Here is an 18,997-nt window from a genome sequence, read left to right as displayed (position 1 = left end):
GACGTATTTCCCCGGCCTTCGCTATTCGCTCACCGAGATGTAGCGCCAGACCTCGCCGTCGTCCTCCGTGTACTCCTCGGTGTCATCCGGATCGAGGTCGGTCTCCACACCGGCCGGCTCCAGGGCCTGGCGTATGCGGTTTTCCATCTCCTCGCTCAGATAGTGGTGATGCAGATCGAGCTTCTTGAGGTGGGTGAGCGACCGGCCCGCCAGGAGCGCCGCCGCGCCCTCGTCCGTCAGCACACCCATCGACAGGTCGAGGACCTCCAGGCGCGCGACGACCGGCGCGGAGGCCACCGCCGCCGCGACCGCGTCCTGCATCTCGCTGTTCCGCAGCGCCAGGTGCGTCAGGCTCGGCAGCCGCTCCCCGGCGAGGAACGGCGCGAGGTCCGCGACGGTCGCGTCACCGCCGTAATCGGACGTGCCCAGCCACAGGTCGAGGCGCTCCAGGGCGGGCAGCTCGCTCGCCGCGATGCTCCGCACCACCTGGGCGGACAGACCGCCGGCCTCCACCGTGAGGGAACGCAGCCGCTCGTGCCGGACGGCGGGGAGGACCAGGCCGGCGCCGCCACGGACCCCGAACTCCTCCAGCTCGGGAAAGCCCTCCAGGAGCGGAGCGACGGACCCTTGCGTGATCCACGAGATCTCGCACTCCTCCGACACCATGTCACCCAGGAACAGGGCACGCAGCGCGGGCAGCCGGTCACGCGCCGCCAGCAGCGCCGCGATCACGGCGTCGGGCCCCGTCTCGTACGGCTCGTTCCACGCGCCCACGATCAGGGCCCGCACCCGCGTGGTGTCCACGGCGCGGGTGAACCGGGCGAAGACGTCCTGCCACTGCTCCTCGCTGTCGTAGGCGTCCACAGCGACCCGCCACGCAACGGCCTCCGGCGCCGGCAGCCCGGCAGGCTCCGTCCCGGCCTCGAAGGGGAAGGAGAACGCGGGCAGGCCGTGCAGCTCCCGCATGTGTTCGTAGATGGCCATGGCTGCCTGCTCCTCGGTACGGTGCCGTTCGCTTGCTCGATGTGCCAGGCAGTTGTACCAAGCGGCACTGACAACGGCGGGGCGGGGGCGCTCGCCCGCGGTCTCGCGGGCTGCCCGTACCCTGCCTGGCTCGTGGAGATGCCGGCGGCCCCGGCGGCCGCCACTTCCCGTGGCGGCCGCCGGGGCCGCTTCTGTCGCAGGTGCCGTGACGCTGTGTCCGCCGGGCCTGTGGGGTCCTCGGTGGCGAACCACCGCGCCGGGGGACGCGCCTGGGGCACGAGTCCTTGTCAGCGGAGGACGACGTGGTGAACGGGCGAGACGACCGGCTGGAGGTGCTCGTAGCCCAGGTCGGCCAGGATGGGACCGAGAAGCTTGGCGAAGCTCTCGAACGACTCGGGGCTCTCCCATACGTCGGTGACCCGCCAACAGCCGCCGACCGGGGCGGCGATGTGGGCGAGCAGCCCGGGCACGGGCAGATCGGCCGGTGAGTTGAAGCCCCGGCCTTCGGTGACGCGGTCGATGCAGGTTTCGTACAACTCCCGGGCGGCAGAGGTGTTTTCCATGTCGAAGGTGACGATGATGGCCATGATCGGGTGCTCCTGTCCGTTCTCACCGGGTGCCTCCCCGCAGTCTCTCCGCCCTGCCGACGGCGGCAACGGCGCACGGGACGGCTCGTCGGAGCGCCGGGAGCGGAAGCGTGTGCGGACCTTTGGCGTGGGTGTCCCGCACGCCCCGTGGCGAACCGCAGCCGGCGATGGACATCGCGGAGATCAAGAAGCCTCTGGGCAAGCTGCCGCGGTGCGGCAGTTCTGAACCACAGAGCCCGGTCGAGGGAACCAGGGCGCAGGGCCTGGTCCGCACCGCACCCGCCTCGCCGCCCTGGACGACTCAGCTGACCGCCGATGGCTGTCCCTCCCCACCCATCTCCCTTTCGGCCGCAGGACGTTGACCAGGGGCGCGGTCATGACCGAGCCCGCCCGGTCCAGGCAGCGGACCGCCCGCACGCTGCGTCACCACTATCGGGCCGGCCCTCGCCGGCCCGCCTTCGAGCAGGCGCCGGCCCCGGTCCTCGACGCCTTCACCGACGAACGGACAGTGGCCGTCGCCGAGGCGTCCACCCGGGTCCTGCTGGATCTCCTCGACTGGCGAGGCCGCATCCTCCGCAGCGGCGGCCTCCCGGCCCGGCCGGGAGGCTCGCAACGGCTCGCCGACCTGACCGCCGCGGTCGGAGCCCGTACGTTATCTGTGCGGGACCGGCGGCACGCGATACCTCCAGCCGCACCCGTTCACTGCCCAGGGCATCACCGTCACGCCGTTCACCCCCGGCGGAACGTCCCGGGGAGGCCGGCCGTGAGCTCAGTGCGCCGAGGGCCCTGACGATCTCCGGACCCCGGGCTCCGGCCGACGACCTGCGGACCGCCGCCCACCGGGAGCTCCGGCCTCAGCGCCCGCCGGGGTGAGGCCGGGCGTGCGGCAGGACCCGGGCCGGCGAATCGGCAGGTGTCAGCTCCGCCCGCAGCCGCCGGTTCTCCACCGTCAGCTGGAGGACCACCCTGACGAGGCCCTCGACGCCGACCCTGAGCTGGGCGGAATGATCCCGTACGGTCCGGCGCCGAACGGCTGCCCGCCGCCGGACTCCGGGGCCCGCGGGTACTGCCTCCAGCACTGCCCGGCATCGTGCACGCCGTCCTCACCGACGAAGACTCGGCATCGGTCTACCTGGGCGACCTTTGTACCTATGGCCGAGGCCCGCTCCATGGAGCCCAAGGCATGCTGGAGGGGTTGTTCGGTGGGAGCAGGCAGGGCAGCACGGGATATATCATCCCATTTTCCGGCGGTTCCAGACCCTGTCGATCGTGTGGAGGTTGTTCCGGTGGCGCTGACGTACCGCGTGGTGGCTTCGTGGAAGGCAACAGCGTGACCTTCCCTTCCGCTAGCGCGCTCCCCGCTCGGCAAGCAGTCCGATGGCCTTCCGCGTGGTCCGGCGCATGGATGCGCGTGGTGGGGTGGATGACGCCGGTGTTCGCGTTCGTGCTGGGGCTCTGGGGCAACACTGCCCCGTCCCCATGGACGGACGAGATCGTCACCATGGACGTGGCGCGGCGGTCGTGGCCGGAGTTGTTCGCGCTGCTCGGGCGGGTCGACGCGGTACACGGTTTGCACTATGTGCTGATGCACCTGGTGGGGCAGGTGACCTCGGTGACCGAGTTCACCATGAGGGTCCCGTCGGCGGCCGCGGTCGCCGTCGCTGTGGCGGGGATGGTGTGGCTGGGCCGGTTGCTGGACGGGCCTCGTCTCGGTGTGTGTGCGGGGCTGGCTCTCGCGGTGGCGCCGACGGCGTCCCGGTACGCGCAGGAGGGCCGCTCGTTCGCCTTCGTCATGGCGGCGGCCGTCCTGGCCACCGGAGCCCTGGTCAGGATTCTCCTCGGCGACAGCCGCCGGCGATGGCCGGTCGGATACGCGGTGCTGGTGGCCGTGCTGGGCTGGTTCAACGTGATGGGGCTGCTCCTGCTCGCGGCGCACGCGATCACCGTGGCCTGGATCCGTCCCGGGCGCCGCACGACCCTGCGGGTGGTGACCGCCCAGGCGGCGGGGATCGTGGCCGTGGCGCCTTTGCTGATCCTCGGTCTCACCCAGCACTCCGCTGTGGGCGAGGCCCCGCCGGTCTCGCTGGGCACTCCTCTGGCCTTCTTCTCCTGGCTGCTGTCCCCTGGCCAGGACACCCTCCTGCCCTCCTTGAAGTTCGCCCTCCTCGGCTCGGTCCTGATCGCCTTGACGGCCCTGGTGGTACGGCGACGTACTCTCCCGCGCTTGCTCCACGCCGTAGGCGTGCCATGGCTCGTCCTGCCCTCGGTGCTCCTCGCTCTGGCCGCCCTGGCACAACCCGTGTTCGCGTATCGCTACCTGCTCTTCTGCCTGCCGGCGCTGGCTCTGCTGCTCGCCGCGGGCCTCCTCGCACTGCCCTGGCCGGCCCGGATGGCGCTCGTCCTGGCCATGGCCGCACCCCTGGCCTTCTCCCACCGGGCGATCCGGCTGGAGCCGAGCCGTCCGTGGGACACCATGGCTGCCATCAGGATCCTGCGCGTCCACGGTGCCCCGGGTGACACCGTCGTGTTCACCGGCGCCCGGTGCGGTCTGATCTCCACCGCCTACCAGGAAACCTTCGCCTGGCGTCCCGACCTCAGCCGCACACGTACCGCGGCCGAAGCCGGCGCATTGGACAACCAGCCCTCCGACCTGACCACTCTCTCCCACCGCCTGGAGCGCGCGCCCCGGGTTTGGCAGGTGGCGTGCACCCACCTCTCGGCCGCCGCCGGTCCGGCAGCCGAGCGGGCCGGTGCTGTCCAGGAGCAGGAGATGCGGGCTGCCGGGCTCCGTCCGTCCCAGCACTTCAGGATCCGAGGCATCGAGATGACCCTCGCGACCCGTCCCGCCGGCCGACTCGACGCCGGCCCGAAGACCGCCCCCTGACAGGCCCACGACACCGACGCGTCGGAAGTCCGCGACCCCGCTCCGCTGTCACCGCGCCCTACGGCCCGCCACGCAAGACGTCAAGGTGCTGCGTCAGTCCTGCCCCGTAGCGCAGGCGCACCCTTGCACACCGTCGTCCCTATAACGTCCGCCATCAGGCGTCCTTCCTCGCCCGGGAACCGTCAGTGGGGTGCCCGTCCAGGTCGAAGCGGCAGACGACGGTCTTCCCGCCGCTTTCGTTCGGCGCCCACCACAGGGCGTCCGCCGGACTGTGAACGATCAAGAGGCCCCGTCCGCGGTCGGGCAACAGCGCTTCGGGCAGGCTCGTCGCCATGCGCGGAGAGAAAATCTCGCCCACCGGGATGGTGGGTGAGCTGGAATCCTCGTCCATCACTCCGAGAAGCAGCCACTTCGGCCACTTCGTCAGCGTGACGTCGAGCTGTCTTTGCGGGCCGGGGGTCGCCAGGCACTCGCCCGGAACGGCGTGGTGGACCACGTCGCCGACGAGTTCCGAGACGGCGAGTCGGACGTCGTCCACCAGGTCGTTCAGCCCCCAGTCCGCCAGAGCTGAGCGCACCATGCCCCGCGCGGCCTGCCCAGTGTCCGGCGACTCCGCGCAAAGGGTCATCGCCCGGAAGCGCCCTACGGGAACTGTCTGTCCTCCATCGCGGAAGGCCAGGGCAACCGAGGCATCCGTCTTCTGTTCGGCCCGTGTTGGTCCCACTGCTGATCCTCCTGAATCAGGGGAACGTGACGGGATGAGAAGGCGGGTACCGAGTCGGCCAGTAGGCCATGTCGCGACAGTGGGGCGGCGTGATGGCCGGGATGGGCTATGAGCGCGTTGCCGACGACGCGTGCTCGGCGACCACGATCCGGCGACGCCGCCTACGCCATTGACTCCCCTCGCTCGGCGTCTGCATCAGCCGTATCTGGTCTGTGCCTCACCAGCGTCCTGGCTCGCTTCCGGTCAACGATTCCGACGGTTTGCCGTCTGGACCGACTGGCACTTCTCCGGCGAGTATCACCCTGTGCATAATCCGCGGGAAGTCGAGATGCGAGGTGTCACGGGGGGCCAGGTGAATGGTGGCCCGGTTGTCCCAGAACGCTACGCTGCCTGAGTCCCAGCGGAAACGGACTGTGTATTCGGGGCGGACCGCCTGCTCCAGCAGCATGTCCACAATCGCCTGGCTCTCCTGGCGAGAGAGGCCAATGATCTGCTCAACGTAGTAGCCGTTGATGAACAGCAACCGTTCCTTGGTGTCAGGATGCACCCGCACCAGCGGGTGCGCGGTGGCAACCTGATGCTCCAGCAGGTGTCGTACGTACGCGTCATCCCCGGGCCGTGGCTGGTAGCCGACGCCCAGTCTGTGCTCGGCCCGCAGCCCGTCCACGAAGGCGCGTACTGGCATCGACAGCCCTTCGTAGGCCGCCACAAGGCTGGACCAGGTGGTGTCGCCGCCGTATGGCGGTACGGTCTCGGCCCGCAGGATTGTCCCGGCCGGCGGGTCGAGGTGGTTGCTCTTGTCGCTATGCCAGCGCCGCAGCAACGTGTGGTTGCGCCGGTGCAACCACTCCGAACTCTCCATGCCGTAGCGACCAGGTAGCTCCAGTCGGTCAGCAGTTGTTTCAACCTCAGGTACATCCGGCGGAGACACGCTGCCGCGCCGTGGCAAGACGACCGGGCTGCCGAACCGTCGAGCGAATGCCACATGCCCGGCGTGATCCAGCCGCTGCTCTCGGAAGAACACGACCTTCCACCGCAGCAGTGCTGCCCTGATCGCGGCGACAACAGCATCGTCGAGGTCATCAGCCAGATCGACGCCGGTGATCTCCGCTCCAATGTGCCCCGCGACCGCTTTCACTTCAATACCGGCAGCCTTGACCGCCTTTGCCGTGGCAGCGGCCCTGTAACCCTGACTGATGTTCCTCACCGCCACTCTCCATAGAGGGCCTATGCATGACAGCGTGCCCAACATGGCCCTTTTCTAACGAAGAGCGTCCGCCGGTTATTGAACCGAAACTCTTCGAGCCCCTTCTCGCAGGGCTGTATCCTGCGGCGATGCCTCAACAGCCCCAGCAGGCCAAGAGGGTTCGATCAAAGGGCGTGGGCTGGAGCTATCGGATTCGGGGGTTGGTGGGGCGGGTGTGCCAGCGGTGGGTGTACCAGGCCCGCAGGGTCAGGCCGCGCACGGTGACGATCACCGTGGCAAGGGCGAGGCAGAACTCGGTGCGGGTCCGGTGGCGTTCGGTGTTGCGGCGGAGTTTGCCGAAGTTATTCATCCACGAGTTCGTGCGCTTCCGTTCATCGCGGCGTAGCCGGATCGTGGTCGCCGAGCATGCCTCGTCGGCAACGCGCTCATAGCCCATCCCGGAGACCAGGGCGAGCACGATCCCGTCGATCACGACCCCGTCCGGATGCGCGGGTTGTGGCAGCCCAAGGGATGAGCGTCCTCACGATCCGGCAGCGAGGCGAGGAACTCCTCACGGACCGGGGCAATGATGGAGGCAGGCACGACGGACACGAACTCTCCCGATGGCCACAGAGCGCAGAGAACTCCATGGTCATCCAGTGCGGATCCATCACGCCGCCCCACTGTCGCGACATGACCTACTGGCGGACGCTCCAAGTCGCAGGCTACTTGATGGCTCCGAGGCCGATCGCCAGGTCCTGGATGTCGCGCCGATGGGTGCGTTTATGGAGGCGCCGGGCCAAGTCGCGTGCGAACTCACGCGCCCTGATCTGTTCGGGCGCCGTCCTGTACGCCCGCTTGAGGTTGTCGACAGCCTCATCCGTCCGGCCGGCTTCCCCGTACGCCCGGGCGCCGTCCAGCCGCAGCCGGGCCCGGCTCGCCTTGTGGTCGCCCTGGTCCTCCAGGAGGGTCGGAGCGCCCTGGAGGTCTTCCAGATGCACCCGCAGCGCATCGGCCAAATCCATGAGCATCTTGACGTTGTTCACCGGGATACGGCCGGCTTCGACGCGGTGGACCCAGTCCTCGGACCGGTTCAGCAGCTCCGCGAGCTGCCACTGATGCAGCCCCCGCCGCTCCCGGTAGAACTTCACGCGCTCACCGAACGCCCGGTGATCGGTCATGCCGCGCGTCGTCGCCCTCCCGTTGCTACGCCAGATCGAGTCTCACACGCTGCGCGACGCCGGCGGAGCTCCCGGCGGACGAACTGCTGGCCGCCGAGTTCCACCCGACGGAAGCACGCGACGAGCTGCTGATCCCCCGACTCGCCCGCCGGGTGAAGCAAGCGATCACCGCCCGAGGGCAGGCCCACCCCCAGTACCTCGAACACGGCGAACCGCCTTCCGCGGGGCCCGCCGCCCTCGGGTAGCCCGGGGCCCGGTCAGCTCACCTACACCCTCGGTCTCAGCGGAGACCGGGGCGCGACTGCCATGTAGCCGGGCCGAGACAGGTCCCGCTCCGCGTGCCATCACCCCGGCGAAGAACGCCCAGTCGCGCCCCACGTGGTAGCCTCCCCCGTCCCCAGAGAAGCCTGAGAGCAAGCCGCGGTAGGGCTTCGACGCTCAACGTCAGCCCGCTTGCGAGGGCGGACCGTTCAACGACAAGGCCCCGCATGCGTTCCCTGCGCCCCTGGGTACTCGCCCTGGCCCTCCTGGTCCTGACGGCCTGTGGCGGGCCGTCGGCAGCACCCGCGCCGTCAGCCTCCCCCGCCGCTCCGGGCGGTTCGGGGGAGGGGGGTATGCGCCTGGTGTGGTCGGACGAGTTCAGCGGAGCCGCCGGGAGCGGTCCCGATCCGGCGAAGTGGGTGCATGACACGGGCGCGGACGGATGGGGCAACCACGAGTGGGAGAACTACACCGACAGGCCCGACAACGCCTCGCTCGACGGCAAGGGCAATCTGGAGATCACCGCCCGCCGCGCGCCGGCGCCCGGCGCGCACTGTGCCGTGGGTCCCTGCGACATCACCTCGGCCCGGCTCATCACCCGCGGCACCTTCGCCCAGCGCTACGGCCGCTTCGAAGCACGCATCAAGGTGCCCGCCGGGCCGGGGCTGTGGCCCGCCTTCTGGATGCTCGGGAACGACGAGGGGGAGGGCGCCTGCCAGGACCCCAAGTGCGGCGAGATCGACATCATGGAACAGGTCGGCAGCAAGGAGGCCGACACCGTCTGGGGCTCCGTCCACGGCCCCGGCTACTCCGGCGAACAGGGCCTCACCAAGGACTACCGCCTCCCGGACGGGCGGCCCTTCTCCGACGACTTCCACGTCTTCGCCGTCGACTGGCGACCCGGCAAGCTCAGCTTCTCCGTGGACGGCCACACGTACCAGACCCGCACCCCCGCCGATGTCCCGGGCAAGGAATGGATCTTCGACCACCCCTTCTTCCTCCTGCTCAACCTCGCGGTGGGCGGCGACTGGCCCGGCCCGCCGGACGCCACGACGGCGTTCCCGGCCACGATGACGGTGGACTACGTACGGGCGTACGCGGCTCCATGACGGTGTGTCAGCAGGGACGGTGTGTCAGCAAGCATCCCGCCGCTCCGCCCGGTAGCGGCCCGGCGGTCGTGCCGGACTCCCGGCTGAACGCGTGGGAGAAGGCGTACGGCGTGCCGTAGCCGACGCGGTGGGAGAAGGCGCCGTGGCGGATGGCGAGGTCCCGGCGCGGGCCTGCGGCGGTGGCGGGGCATTCGCCGTCCGGGGCGGTTGAGCCAGTGGGCGCGTGTGGGCGCGTTCTTCTCCGGGGTCGTCGTCCCGGGCATCCTGGAGTGGTGTGACAGGACGCAGCCGACCTTCAGGATGGTGTCGCCGTGTTGTACGTATTCGGCTTTGAGCGGATCGGCGTCGTGGTGAGTGACCTCTATTTCGTCGACCCCGACCCGGAGCCCGGTCAGGACAGCCCCGAACGGGGGGTCCGGCTGGAGCTCCGGATCCTCGAGCGCGGGGAGCTGAAAGGGACCATCTACTCCGCCCGGCCCATCGCGGTCGACCGGCCGCTCTGGCGGGTCGACCTGCTGGAGTCGGTGGACTCCGCGCCGGGGAGCTTCGACCGCACGCATCACCACCCGAATTTCCAGGGCTGGAACCCGGGCCGCAGGGTGTTCGTCAAGGGGCTGTCCGCCGACCCCCTGCCGTGGCTGACCGGGAAGCTCTCCGACGTCACCGCCCTGCTGGAGGAGGTCGGGCTGTCCCCGGACGAGATCGCGCCGACGGACCCGGCCGATCTCCGCGCGGCCGTACCGCAGATCGTGGACGCCGTCCGGCGCCTGCTCGACGGCGTGTGGGCGGGGGAGCTCGCTCTGGCGCCGGGAGACGAGCCGGTCGGCAGCGCCCGCGTCAGCTGGCTGTGACCGCCCGGCCGGCTGTGACCGCCCGGCCCGCTGTGACCGCCCGGGCGGCGCGCACCCGGTGGCGCGGTCCGCCCGCCGTACAGCACGGCGCGGTACGGCGGCCGGACCCCGCGCCCGGCTCAGGAGCGGGCGTCGGCGCGCGGGCGTTCCAGGGTGAAGGTGTCCACCGGCGTCAGATCGCCGTGCGGGCCGTCGAAGGTGTAGTACGTGACCCGCATGCTGGTGCGGCCGGTCTTCCGGTCGCCGGGGTCGACGTCGAACGCGGCGAACCCATGCGTGTACTTGTGGTCTCGCACGGCGGCCCAGGGGGCCTCCTCGGTGGCCCATACGGGCTCCTTGTGGCCCGAGGAGGCCGTCTTGTCGCTCAGGCCCATGAGGACCCGGGCCCGCGGTGTGTCGAACATGTCGTCCTGTGTGGTGGCGATGTTCCCGCCCGCACCGATGATCATGTGGACGGTGCCCTTGGCGGTGTCGATCACATCGGTCCGCGTCGAGACGGGGATCGGGGTGCGCGTGTCGTTGGGGAGCGTGCCGCGCAGCGGGTGCGACCGCTCGTAGTGGTGCTCGTGGCCGCAGACCACGAGGTCGACACCGTACTGGTCGAAGAGCGGCCCCCACGCCTCGCGGATGCCGAGGTCACTGCCCGCCGACCTGGTGCTGGAGATCATCGGCTGGTGCATGCACACCACGATCCAGTCGATGCCCCGGTCCGACCGGGCCGCCTTCAACTCGCGCTCCAGCCAGCGCCGCTGTGCGCCCCCCGAGTAGCCGTGGATGTAGGTGTCCCCGCCGTCCTGGAGCGCCACGTCGTCGTTGGCGAGGCTGATGAAGCGGACCGCGCCGACGGTGAAGGCGTACCACATGCCGTGGGTCTCCTCGTCCGAGGAGGCGGCCGACTCCGGCAGCGCGAAGTAGGTCTGGTAACCGGCCGCGCCGATGGGGCCGTTGTCCTTCTCGTTCTCGTGGTTGCCCGCGCACGGCATCCACGGGCGCAGCCGGGCGGAGCGGCTGTTGCCGATGAACCAGTCCGCCCAGGTCGCCACGCGGCTCGTGCCCCACGCACCGGCGATGGCGGCGTAGCAGAGGTCGCCGTTGACCAGGTTGAAGAGCGGTCCGACCCGTTCGACGGCGGAGACGATGTCGGCGGACGCGGGGGAGCCGACCTGGCTGCTGGTGTGCAGCGGGAAGCGGTTGACGGGGGAGGGGACGCCGTCCGGGAGGTGGATCACGCGCCGCAGGTTGGGCGTCGCCTGGTCGCCGAAGCTGGTGAAGGTGAACGCGCCGCGGCCGCGCGGCGCCGTGGTGAACGAGCCGCTCTCCGGGTGGGCGCCGTCGTGCCCGGCTGTGTAGAGATAGGTGGTCGCGGGGCGGAGGCCGGTGATCCGGGCGTGATGGACGTACACCTCCTCCTTCGACAGGCCGTCGCGGTACGTCTTCGTCTCGGCGTCGATCACCCGGCCGTGCCCGCCGTCGGGCGAGCCGAGCCGCACCTGCGGGCGCCGCACCGACTGCGGGGTGATCCAGGAAACCGTCATCGCGGAGGAGGGGTCCGTGCCGAACTGCAGGTGCACGCCGAGCACACCGGGCGCCCCCACCCGGTGCGGCGTGGACTGCGACAGCGGCGCGGCGGCGGGCCGCGCGGTGTCCGGGGCGGCGGCAGCCGCCGCCCCGGTGGCGCCGACGGCCGAGAGGGCCGCCGCGGCCGATGAGCCCTTGAGTACGGATCTGCGCGTGATCGCCATGAAAAGGCCTTTTCGCTGTGGGGAGTTGATGATCCAGAGCACTGTAAGTGATCAACATGGATGCCCCTGCGGCCGGAGCCGCAGGGGCGCTCAGGGCGATGGCGCCCGCCCCGGCGGGAAGCGCGGAAGGCCGGGCCCCTCCCGCCGGGGCACCGGTCACAGCCCGTCGGTGGAGATCAGCGCCCCGTGGGCGAACTGCCGCAGGACGGCGGCGCCGTAGGGCTCGCAGTCCGCCGGAGGGCGGGCCGGATCGGCCCACACCAGCGCGGTGCGCTTGTGCGGCTCCCCGCTCCGCGGCTCGCCCGACCACCGCTGTGCGGTGAAGGCGATGCCGACCCGGTCCTCGCCTTCGGGGCCCCGGTGGTGGATGAGGTGGCAGAATTCCAGGTCCAGCGGGTCGATGCCCACGCTGACCTCCGCGCGGACCTCGCGCAGCGCGCCGTCGACGAACGTCTCGCCGCGCTCGACGAATCCGCCGGGCGGCGCCAGCAGGCCGTCCGTGAAGGTGCCGCCGGGCCGGCGCAGCAGGAGTACCCGCCCGTCGTCCCTGTGCAGCAGGACCATGACATCGATCACGCACCGGAGTTGCGGCAGCGGGCTCATGCCGGCCTCCCGGCACCGGTCGCGGAGCCGCCCCGGGCGGGCGGCCGCCGGCCGTCGTGTTCGAATCGCAAACGCACCCCCGTGATGTTCGAGAGGGAGTCCTGGTGGTGAAGCACTGCGCCTCCTCGTTGACTGTGGATCGGACGAGTGATCGGGAAAACGACCCCCGATCGGGGGCGTCACGGTCTCCGGAGGGCGTTTCGTCGCGCGGAAGTTCGGGGGTGTGTCAATCGGCCCGCAGTCATACGGCGAAGGCGCGTCCAGGTGCTTGTGCGATTCACTCCGGCGTGGTCGCTCACTCGATCCGGGGCTTGCGTTGCGGCTGGGAACGATCAAGTCGCGGGCCCGCACCGGCAGGTGCGGCGCCGTTCGGGCGGGAGCTTTGCGGATCGGCCGGAGGGTGCGGGTCTTCCCGGCTCGGGTGCTCCCGGTCCGGGCAACCCTCACACCCTCAAGATCATCTTCCTGGATGTGGTCGCGGCCATGGATTCAGGCCAATGCGTATGGACCGGACATTTTCCAGGGTGTAGTCGGACCCAAACACTATGATCTTGGGCGGGCCGTGGTCGGGGGACGCGGCCGTCCGGGAGGGGGACGCGTGGACCTGTTCGAGCGGGAAGACGAGATGGCCGTGCTGGAGCGCGAGGCGCGCCTGGCCGCCGGGGGGCAGCCGCGGGTCGTGCTCGTCGAGGGAGCGGCGGGCATGGGCAGGACGAGCCTGGTCGAGGAGTTCGCCCGCAGGGCCGGGCGGGACGGCGCCCTGGTGCTGCACGCGCGCTGCGACGAGGCGGAACGAGAGGTTCCGTTCGGTGTGGTGCGCCAGCTCTTCGAGCCGGTGGTCGCCGAGTGGGGGCCCGAGCGCGCGGAGAGAGCCTTCGCCGGGCCCGCCGAACCCGCGACGCGCGTGCTGTCCACCGTGCCGCACACCGGGGCGGCCGTCGCCCCCGAGGACGACCCACTGCCCGTCCTGCACGGCTTCTACTGGCTCACCCTCCGGATCGCGGCCGTGACACCCGTGGTCCTGGTCGTGGACGACGCCCAACTGGCCGACGCCCCCTCCCTGCGCTGGATCCACTACCTCATACGCAAGCTGACCCGGTCCCGGGTGCTCGTCGTGCTCACCCACCGCGGCGACGAGACGAGCGACCCGCTCACGGCGCTCTCGCTCGCGGCCAACTGCCGCACGCTCCGGCCGGAACCGCTCACCGAGGCGGCCGTCGCGGGCCTCCTCACCCACGTATGGGACCAGGACCCGGCCCCGGAGCTGGCGCGGTCCTGCCACCGGCTCACCGGCGGCAACCCGCTGCTGCTCCGCGCCCTGGTCATGGCCCTGGAGGGCGGCCGCGTGGAGGCCGCCGCCCTCTCCTGCGACGAACTGCCCAAGCGCACGGTCTTCCTGTACGCCGAGTTCCTCGCCGACTGGCTCACGGGCCTGCGGCCACGGACCCGCGAATTCGCCGTGGCCCTGGCCCTGCTGGGCGAGAGCGACGACGCCGGCACCCCGGCGCGGCTCGCCGGGCTCGACGACGCGCAGGGCTACCTCGCCGAGGACCAGCTGCGCCGCCTCGGGCTGCTCACGCACGCCCGGGAGCTGCGGTGGACCCACCCGCTCGTGCGGGAAGCCCTCTGCCGGGATCTCGGCGGCCCGCGAAGGGCCGCGTGGCACGCCGAAGCCGCTCGTCTGCTGTTCGACGACGGAGCCTCCCTTGACCAGGTGTGCGACCACCTGGTCCCGAGCGCCCCCTCCACCGACCCCTGGGTCGCGCGCACCCTCATCGCCGCCGCCGACCAGGCCGTCCGGCAGGGCGCGCCCGAGAGCGCGGCGCGCTGTCTGCGGCGCGCCCTCGCCGAGCCGCTCTCCCCGGACGAGCGCACCACCGTGCGGATGCGGCTCGGCCTGGCGGAGTCGCACCTGCGGCCGGCGGCGGCGATACGCCAGCTCACCCGCGTCATCGACGACGTGACCGAACCGTCCAGCAAGGCCACCGTCGCCGGTGCGCTGTGCGCGGTCCTCACGCGCGTGGGCCGCGGCGGCGAGGTCATCCCGCTGCTCGACCGGCTGGCCGACGAGCTGACGCCCGTGGACCGTGAGATCTCGCTGCGCCTCCAGGGGCTCAGGATCGGCAATGTGCTCCTCAGTGGCACGAAGAACGTCCCCCGGGCGGAACTGGACCGCATGGCGGGGGAGTTGTCCGGGCGGACGCCGGGCGAGCGGGCCGTGCTCGCCCCCTGCGCGCTCGCGGCGGCCCTGTCCGGGATCCCGGCCGATCAGGTCGCCGCGCTCGCCCAACGAGCCCTGCCGCAGACCCCCGAGGAGCTGTCCGGCCATCTGGGCCAAGGAGCCGTCTTCGCGCTCGCCCTGACCGACCGGCTCGACGCGGCCGACCGCCACTGTGACGCCGCGCTCCGCGAATCGCAGCGCGCGCACGCGCTCCCCGGGCCGGCGGATCTGGTCGACACGCGCTCGGTGATCGCCCTGCTGGCAGGCCGGCTCGACGATGCGGCACGGTCCTTGGAGGAGGTCTCGGCCCAGCTGCCCCCGGGCCAGTGGGGGGCCTTGCGGACGGCGCCGATGGCGGTGCGGCTGACCGTGCTCAACGAACGCGGCGACACCGAGGCCGCGGCCCGGATGGCCGCGGAGCTGATCGCCGCCGCGCCGGAGGAAGCCGACTACCTCTCGTCCTACGTCCGTTTCCAGTGCGCACGGGCCCAGGTCGCCCAGGGCAACGCCCGGGACGGACTCGACCTGATGCTCTCGGCGGGGCGCCGGCTCGCCTCCACCGGCTTCGAGAACCCGGTGATACTGCCCTGGCGGATCGTTTCCGCGCATGTCCACGCGGAACTCGGCGAATACCGCGCGGCGCTGGAACTGGCCGAGGAGGCCCTGGAGCACGCCAGGCGCTGGGGGACGGCACGGGCGCTGGGCGCGGCGCTGCACGCCCTCGGCGCGAGCACGGGAGGCGGCCGGGGGATGGAGCTGCTGCGTGAGGCCGTCGAGGTGCTCAAGCCCTCGCCCGCCCGGCTGGAATTCGCCAACGCCTTGCTGGGCCTGGGCGCCGCGCAGACCCGGCACGGCCGCCTCGCCGCGGCGAGGGTCACCTTCACCGACTGCCTCGTGGAAGCGGAACGATGCGGCGCGCTCGGCGTCGCCGCCGCCGCGCGGCGGGGCCTGCGCGCGGCGGGCGCGCGGCCCAGGACGCGCCGCGCGACGGGGGCGACCGCGCTGACCGAAGGCGAGCGGCGGGTCGCGGACCGCGCGGCGGCCGGTGAGACGAACCGGGCGATCGCCGAGCGGCTGCACCTGACCACGCGCACCGTCGAGACACACCTCAGCGCCGTCTACCGCAAGCTCGGCATCAGCGGGCGCGGGGAACTGCACCGGACGCTCATGGCCCCGGCTTCCGAGCGGGCGCCTTCCGAGCGGGCCGGCTGACCCCCGTATGCGGCCCGATGCGCGCCGAAGCCGTGCGTCCGGAGGGATCTCGATCCCGCCGGCGCAACCGGATCGGGAAAATCTCGTGGTCGTTCTCGGGGGGCTCCCACGATACGGGGCGCTCCGGCCCCGTGCAGGCTGTGATCAACAAGACCGGCCGGCTTCTGACCGCACCGGCCGGAACGGACCGGGCGTCGGTGCCCCGTGAATCGGCAGGAGGGAAATGCGTCATGAGTGATCCTCAGTTCTCCGTGCTGCTCGGGCCCGACGGCGCGGGAAAGTCGACGGTCATGGCGGAGCTCGCGGAAAGGCTGCCCACGTGGCGGGCCCTGTCGACGGACAGCGCATTCGTCGGCCCCGAACACGCGCTGGTGACCCAGCTGCGCCGCAACGTGGTCGAGGACGTGCTCCCCGCCCTCGGCGGCGCGTACTCCGTGGACTTCCTCGCGAGCCTGCTCCAGACCGCGGTCGTGCATCTCAAGGACCGGATAGAGGCGCAGGAAGCGGGAGTGCCCGTCCTGGTCGACTCCTACTACTACAAGATTCTCGCGAAGTGCCGGCTCGCCGGGATCGAGGAAAGCCCCATGTATTCCTGGTGGCGCTCCTTCCCCCAGCCGGAGCGTGTGATCTATCTCGACGTCTCACCCGAATCCGCGTGGCGGCGCAGTGCGAACGGGGCGCGGCTCAACCCCCTGGAGCATTTCGGAACCCGGCCCCAGTGGTTCGGTTTCGAGAACTACCAGAAGAGCCTTCGGAAACTGATGCTGGAAGAGGTACGGGAATTGCCGGTGACAGTGATCAAGGAGCAGCCCAGCGCGGCACGGACCGCGGACGCGGTGCTGGAGGTGCTCGCCCCGTGAACGCGAACACCGTCTGGGGAGACCCCGGGCACGGCGACCGCTACCGCGCACGGGTCCTCGCCGAGCGCGAGCGGCTCATCACGGCGCAGGCCGATCTGGCGGGACAGCAGCAGGCCGTCCTGAGCGACCTGCTGAGCTTCAACGCCGGAACGGAATTCGGGCAGCGGCACGGATTCGACCGCATACGCACCATCGACGACTTCCGCGCGGCCGTCCCCGTGCAGGACTACGCGGCCCACGCCCCGCTGATCGAGCGGATGGCGGCGGGGGAGCGGAACCTGCTCTCGGCGGACCCGCCGGTCGTCTACTTCACCAGCAGCGGCAGCACCGGCGCCCACAAGAAGATCCCCGTCACCCAGCGCTTCATGGAGACGACGTTCTTCCCCTTCTACTACGCCGCCTGGGCGCCGCTGGTGGAGACCTACCCCGAGATCCTCGACCGGCCGGACGCGGTGCTCAACCTCAAGCACGACCCGCTGTCCGCCCCTCCCATGACCGCGGGTGGCCGCCCGCACGTCGGCGCCAGCCAGGTCGACTTCGGCGAGAAGTTCGGTGAGCCGCTCTCCGCCGAACTCGGCACCAGGGCACCCTGGGCGACCCTCCCGGTCGACGTCGCTCCCGGGGACCACCTGGAGAAGATGTACCTCCGGCTGCGGCTCGCGGTGCAGAGCGACGTCCGCTGCCTGATCGGCATCAACCCGGCGATGGTCGCGGCCGTGCCGTACCAGCTGAACCTGTGGTGGCCCCGCATCGTCAAGGAGGTGCGCGACGGCACCCTCGGCGGCGTACCGCACGGCGCCCCGGACCCGGCGCGCGCGGCCCAGCTCGAGGAACTGGCCGACTACTTCGGCACCGTGCGCCCCGCCCATGTGTGGCCGAACGTCCGCGCCCTGTTCTGCTGGACCACCGGCGTCGCCTCGCTGTACATGCCCGCGCTGCGGGAGGAGTTCGGCGTCGGCGTCAGCGCGCTGCCCGCCCCCGTGGCCGCCTCCGAGGGACCCGTCGGCGTGGCCCTGGACCGGCACCCCTCCGCGGGCGGCCTGGTGGCGTCCGCCGCGGTGTACGAGTTCGTGCCCGCCGAGGACGACCTCTCCCCGGACACCGCGACCCTGCTGCCCCACGAGCTCGAAGCCGGCCGTGACTACCACGTCGTCTTCAGCCACGTCGGAGGGCTCTACCGCTACGCGGTCGGCGACGTCGTCCGCGTCCTGGACCACGTGGACGGCGTGCCCCGCGTCGAGTACGCCGGCCGCAACACCCGCTCCGACGCCGTCGGCGAGCGGCTGCGCGAGGCCCAGGTCATCCGGGCCCTGCGCGGCACGCTCGCGCGCACCGGCCTCCAACTGCGCAACGTCGCCTGCCGGGTGGAACCCACCACCGGGACGGGGCGGCACTACACCTTCGCCGTGGCTCCCCGCGGCCCCTGGCACCCGGCCGAGTGCGAGCGCTTCACCGCCCTGCTGGACACGGCCCTGGCCGAGGAGTCGGCGGACTACGCGGCGGCACGCGCCGACGGCCGCCTCACCGCCCCGGCGCTGCGGCTGCTCGACACCGACGCCTTCCACCGCGACTGGCACGAGGCGGTGGGCAGCGGCATCCGCCCGACCCAGGTCAAGGACCGGCTGTTCCGGCAGGACGAGAGCCTGTGGCAGCGCCTGACCCGTACGACATCGGCCTGACGAAAGACCCACGACATGACCGAGCTCCTGAACCCCGTCGAGCGGACCGCCCTGCTCACCGCCGCCCTCCGCGCCGCCGAGTCGGCCCGCGAGGACCGCCTCTACGACGACCCGTACGCCGCCCTGCTCGTCGGCGAGACGGGACCGGAACTGCTCGCCGAGGTCCGCGCGGCGACATTCCCGCCCGACAGGCCCAAGACCCTGCCGAGCACCCCCGACTACAACGCGATCCGCACCCGCTTCCTGGACGACTACCTCCAGCGGGCCGCCGCGGACGAGGGGATGACCCAGATCGTCCTGGCTCCGGCCGGGATGGACTCCCGCGCCTACCGTCTCGACTGGCCCGCGCACATACGCTACTTCGAGCTCGACCGGCCGGCCGTGCTCGCCTTCAAGGAGGACCGGCTGGGGGAGGCCGAGCCCCGGGTCGACCGCCGCGCCGTCGCCGTCGACCTCACCGACGACCACTGGGAGGAGAGCCTCCTCGCGGCCGGTTACGACCCCGCCCTGCCCTCCACCTGGCTGCTCGAAGGACTGCTCTACTACCTCCCCGAGGCGGACATCGAGCGCCTGCTGGCACGCGTCGCCGCCCTCTCCGCCCCCGGCAGCCGCATCGCCGCCGACATGGTCAACGAGGCGGCCCTCACCCTTCCCCAGATGAAGGGCCTGCTCGATGTCTTCGCGCGCTGGGGCTGCCCCTGGGTCTCCGGCACCGACGAGCCCGAGGCGCTCTTCGCCCGCCACGGCTACGCGGCCGAGGCCGTGCAGCCCGGCGAGCCGCAGGCGTCGTACGGCCGGTGGCCGGACCCGGTGCCCGAGCGGCACGTCAAGGACGTGCGCCGGGTGTTCTTCGTCCACGGACAGCGCCGTTGACCGTGCCCACCGCCACCCTGAAGAACCGCACACCGGCCGG

The 18,997-nt window shown here is 71.5% G+C and carries 14 protein-coding genes and 1 pseudogene; 7 read left to right on the top strand and 8 right to left on the bottom strand.

Annotation, left to right across the window (positions count from 1 at the left end):
* Positions 1 to 21: 21 nt before the first annotated feature.
* Together ACH427_RS28545 and ACH427_RS28540 are read right to left on the bottom strand one after the other, a co-directional pair.
* Positions 22 to 984, bottom strand: coding sequence for an STM4015 family protein (locus ACH427_RS28545; RefSeq protein ID WP_398873988.1), 963 nt, complete (start codon positions 982 to 984; stop codon positions 22 to 24).
* 287 nt (positions 985 to 1,271) lie between these two features.
* Positions 1,272 to 1,571 carry a hypothetical protein gene (locus tag ACH427_RS28540; RefSeq protein ID WP_398873986.1) on the bottom strand — a complete coding sequence of 100 codons (300 nt, stop codon included), beginning with the start codon at positions 1,569 to 1,571 and terminating at the stop codon, positions 1,272 to 1,274.
* A gap of 1,423 nt (positions 1,572 to 2,994) precedes the next feature.
* Between ACH427_RS28540 and ACH427_RS28535 the strand changes: the two genes are divergently transcribed.
* Positions 2,995 to 4,455, top strand: coding sequence for a hypothetical protein (locus ACH427_RS28535; protein ID WP_398873984.1), 1,461 nt, complete (start codon positions 2,995 to 2,997; stop codon positions 4,453 to 4,455).
* Positions 4,456 to 4,609: 154 nt separating this feature from the next.
* On the opposite strand, the gene ACH427_RS28530 is transcribed toward ACH427_RS28535, so the two are convergent.
* From ACH427_RS28530 to ACH427_RS28515, 4 genes and pseudogenes are all read right to left on the bottom strand, one after another.
* Positions 4,610 to 5,083, bottom strand: coding sequence for an ATP-binding protein (locus ACH427_RS28530; protein WP_398873983.1), 474 nt, complete (start codon positions 5,081 to 5,083; stop codon positions 4,610 to 4,612).
* Between the two features lie 313 nt (positions 5,084 to 5,396).
* Positions 5,397 to 6,386, bottom strand: coding sequence for a TauD/TfdA dioxygenase family protein (locus ACH427_RS28525; protein ID WP_398873982.1), 990 nt, complete (start codon positions 6,384 to 6,386; stop codon positions 5,397 to 5,399).
* Between the two features lie 184 nt (positions 6,387 to 6,570).
* A pseudogene (locus tag ACH427_RS28520) lies at positions 6,571 to 6,977 on the bottom strand (hypothetical protein).
* Between the two features lie 113 nt (positions 6,978 to 7,090).
* Positions 7,091 to 7,546, bottom strand: coding sequence for a multiprotein-bridging factor 1 family protein (locus tag ACH427_RS28515; protein ID WP_398873981.1), 456 nt, complete (start codon positions 7,544 to 7,546; stop codon positions 7,091 to 7,093).
* A 614-nt stretch (positions 7,547 to 8,160) separates the two neighbouring features.
* Here ACH427_RS28515 and ACH427_RS28510 point away from each other — a divergent pair.
* Entirely contained in the window at positions 8,161 to 8,916 is a 756-nt protein-coding gene (locus ACH427_RS28510) for a family 16 glycosylhydrolase (protein WP_398873980.1), read from the top strand.
* A 311-nt stretch (positions 8,917 to 9,227) separates the two neighbouring features.
* The gene (locus ACH427_RS28505; protein WP_398873979.1) at positions 9,228 to 9,767 is read left to right on the top strand and encodes a hypothetical protein; all 540 of its coding nucleotides are present in this window, start codon (positions 9,228 to 9,230) and stop codon (positions 9,765 to 9,767) included.
* 119 nt (positions 9,768 to 9,886) lie between these two features.
* Here ACH427_RS28505 and ACH427_RS28500 read toward each other — a convergent pair whose 3' ends face one another.
* Together ACH427_RS28500 and ACH427_RS28495 are read right to left on the bottom strand one after the other, a co-directional pair.
* Positions 9,887 to 11,509: a purple acid phosphatase family protein gene (locus ACH427_RS28500; RefSeq protein ID WP_398873977.1), complete on the bottom strand. Its 1,623-nt coding sequence runs from the start codon at positions 11,507 to 11,509 to the stop codon at positions 9,887 to 9,889.
* Between the two features lie 156 nt (positions 11,510 to 11,665).
* Positions 11,666 to 12,112, bottom strand: a complete 447-nt coding sequence (locus ACH427_RS28495; protein ID WP_398873975.1) for an NUDIX domain-containing protein — start codon at positions 12,110 to 12,112, stop codon at positions 11,666 to 11,668.
* 598 nt (positions 12,113 to 12,710) lie between these two features.
* On the opposite strand from ACH427_RS28495, the gene ACH427_RS28490 reads away from it, so the two are divergent.
* From ACH427_RS28490 to ACH427_RS28475, 4 genes are all read left to right on the top strand, one after another.
* Positions 12,711 to 15,545 (top strand): ATP-binding protein, encoded by a 2,835-nt coding sequence (locus ACH427_RS28490; protein ID WP_398873973.1) that lies wholly within the window; start codon positions 12,711 to 12,713, stop codon positions 15,543 to 15,545.
* A gap of 230 nt (positions 15,546 to 15,775) precedes the next feature.
* On the top strand, positions 15,776 to 16,405 hold the full coding sequence (locus ACH427_RS28485) for a dTMP kinase (protein WP_398873971.1): 630 nt from the start codon (positions 15,776 to 15,778) through the stop codon (positions 16,403 to 16,405).
* Entirely contained in the window at positions 16,402 to 18,084 is a 1,683-nt protein-coding gene (locus ACH427_RS28480) for a GH3 auxin-responsive promoter family protein (protein ID WP_398873970.1), read from the top strand. Before ACH427_RS28485 ends, ACH427_RS28480 begins: the two co-directional genes overlap by 4 nt.
* A gap of 15 nt (positions 18,085 to 18,099) precedes the next feature.
* A complete protein-coding gene (locus ACH427_RS28475; protein ID WP_398873968.1) occupies positions 18,100 to 18,957 on the top strand; it encodes an SAM-dependent methyltransferase in 858 nt (285 codons plus the stop codon).
* Positions 18,958 to 18,997 lie beyond the last annotated feature (40 nt).

The organism is Streptomyces sp. NPDC020379, assembly GCF_044387105.1.
Taxonomy (GTDB): Bacteria; Actinomycetota; Actinomycetes; order Streptomycetales; family Streptomycetaceae; genus Streptomyces.
Note: the sequence above shows the minus strand (reverse complement) of the source record. Positions and strands in the feature narration are given on the sequence as shown.

What these genes read in the sequence shown, in the direction of transcription:
- ACH427_RS28545 (WP_398873988.1), bottom strand. Translation starts at nt 984, where the DNA reads ATGGCCATCTACGAACACATGCGGGAGCTGCACGGCCTGCCCGCGTTC.
- ACH427_RS28540 (WP_398873986.1), bottom strand. Translation starts at nt 1,571, where the DNA reads ATGGCCATCATCGTCACCTTCGACATGGAAAACACCTCTGCCGCCCGG.
- ACH427_RS28535 (WP_398873984.1), top strand. Translation starts at nt 2,995, where the DNA reads ATGACGCCGGTGTTCGCGTTCGTGCTGGGGCTCTGGGGCAACACTGCC.
- ACH427_RS28530 (WP_398873983.1), bottom strand. Translation starts at nt 5,083, where the DNA reads ATGACCCTTTGCGCGGAGTCGCCGGACACTGGGCAGGCCGCGCGGGGC.
- ACH427_RS28515 (WP_398873981.1), bottom strand. Translation starts at nt 7,546, where the DNA reads ATGACCGATCACCGGGCGTTCGGTGAGCGCGTGAAGTTCTACCGGGAG.
- ACH427_RS28510 (WP_398873980.1), top strand. Translation starts at nt 8,161, where the DNA reads ATGCGCCTGGTGTGGTCGGACGAGTTCAGCGGAGCCGCCGGGAGCGGT.
- ACH427_RS28500 (WP_398873977.1), bottom strand. Translation starts at nt 11,509, where the DNA reads ATGGCGATCACGCGCAGATCCGTACTCAAGGGCTCATCGGCCGCGGCG.
- ACH427_RS28495 (WP_398873975.1), bottom strand. Translation starts at nt 12,112, where the DNA reads ATGAGCCCGCTGCCGCAACTCCGGTGCGTGATCGATGTCATGGTCCTG.
- ACH427_RS28485 (WP_398873971.1), top strand. Translation starts at nt 15,776, where the DNA reads ATGAGTGATCCTCAGTTCTCCGTGCTGCTCGGGCCCGACGGCGCGGGA.
- ACH427_RS28475 (WP_398873968.1), top strand. Translation starts at nt 18,100, where the DNA reads ATGACCGAGCTCCTGAACCCCGTCGAGCGGACCGCCCTGCTCACCGCC.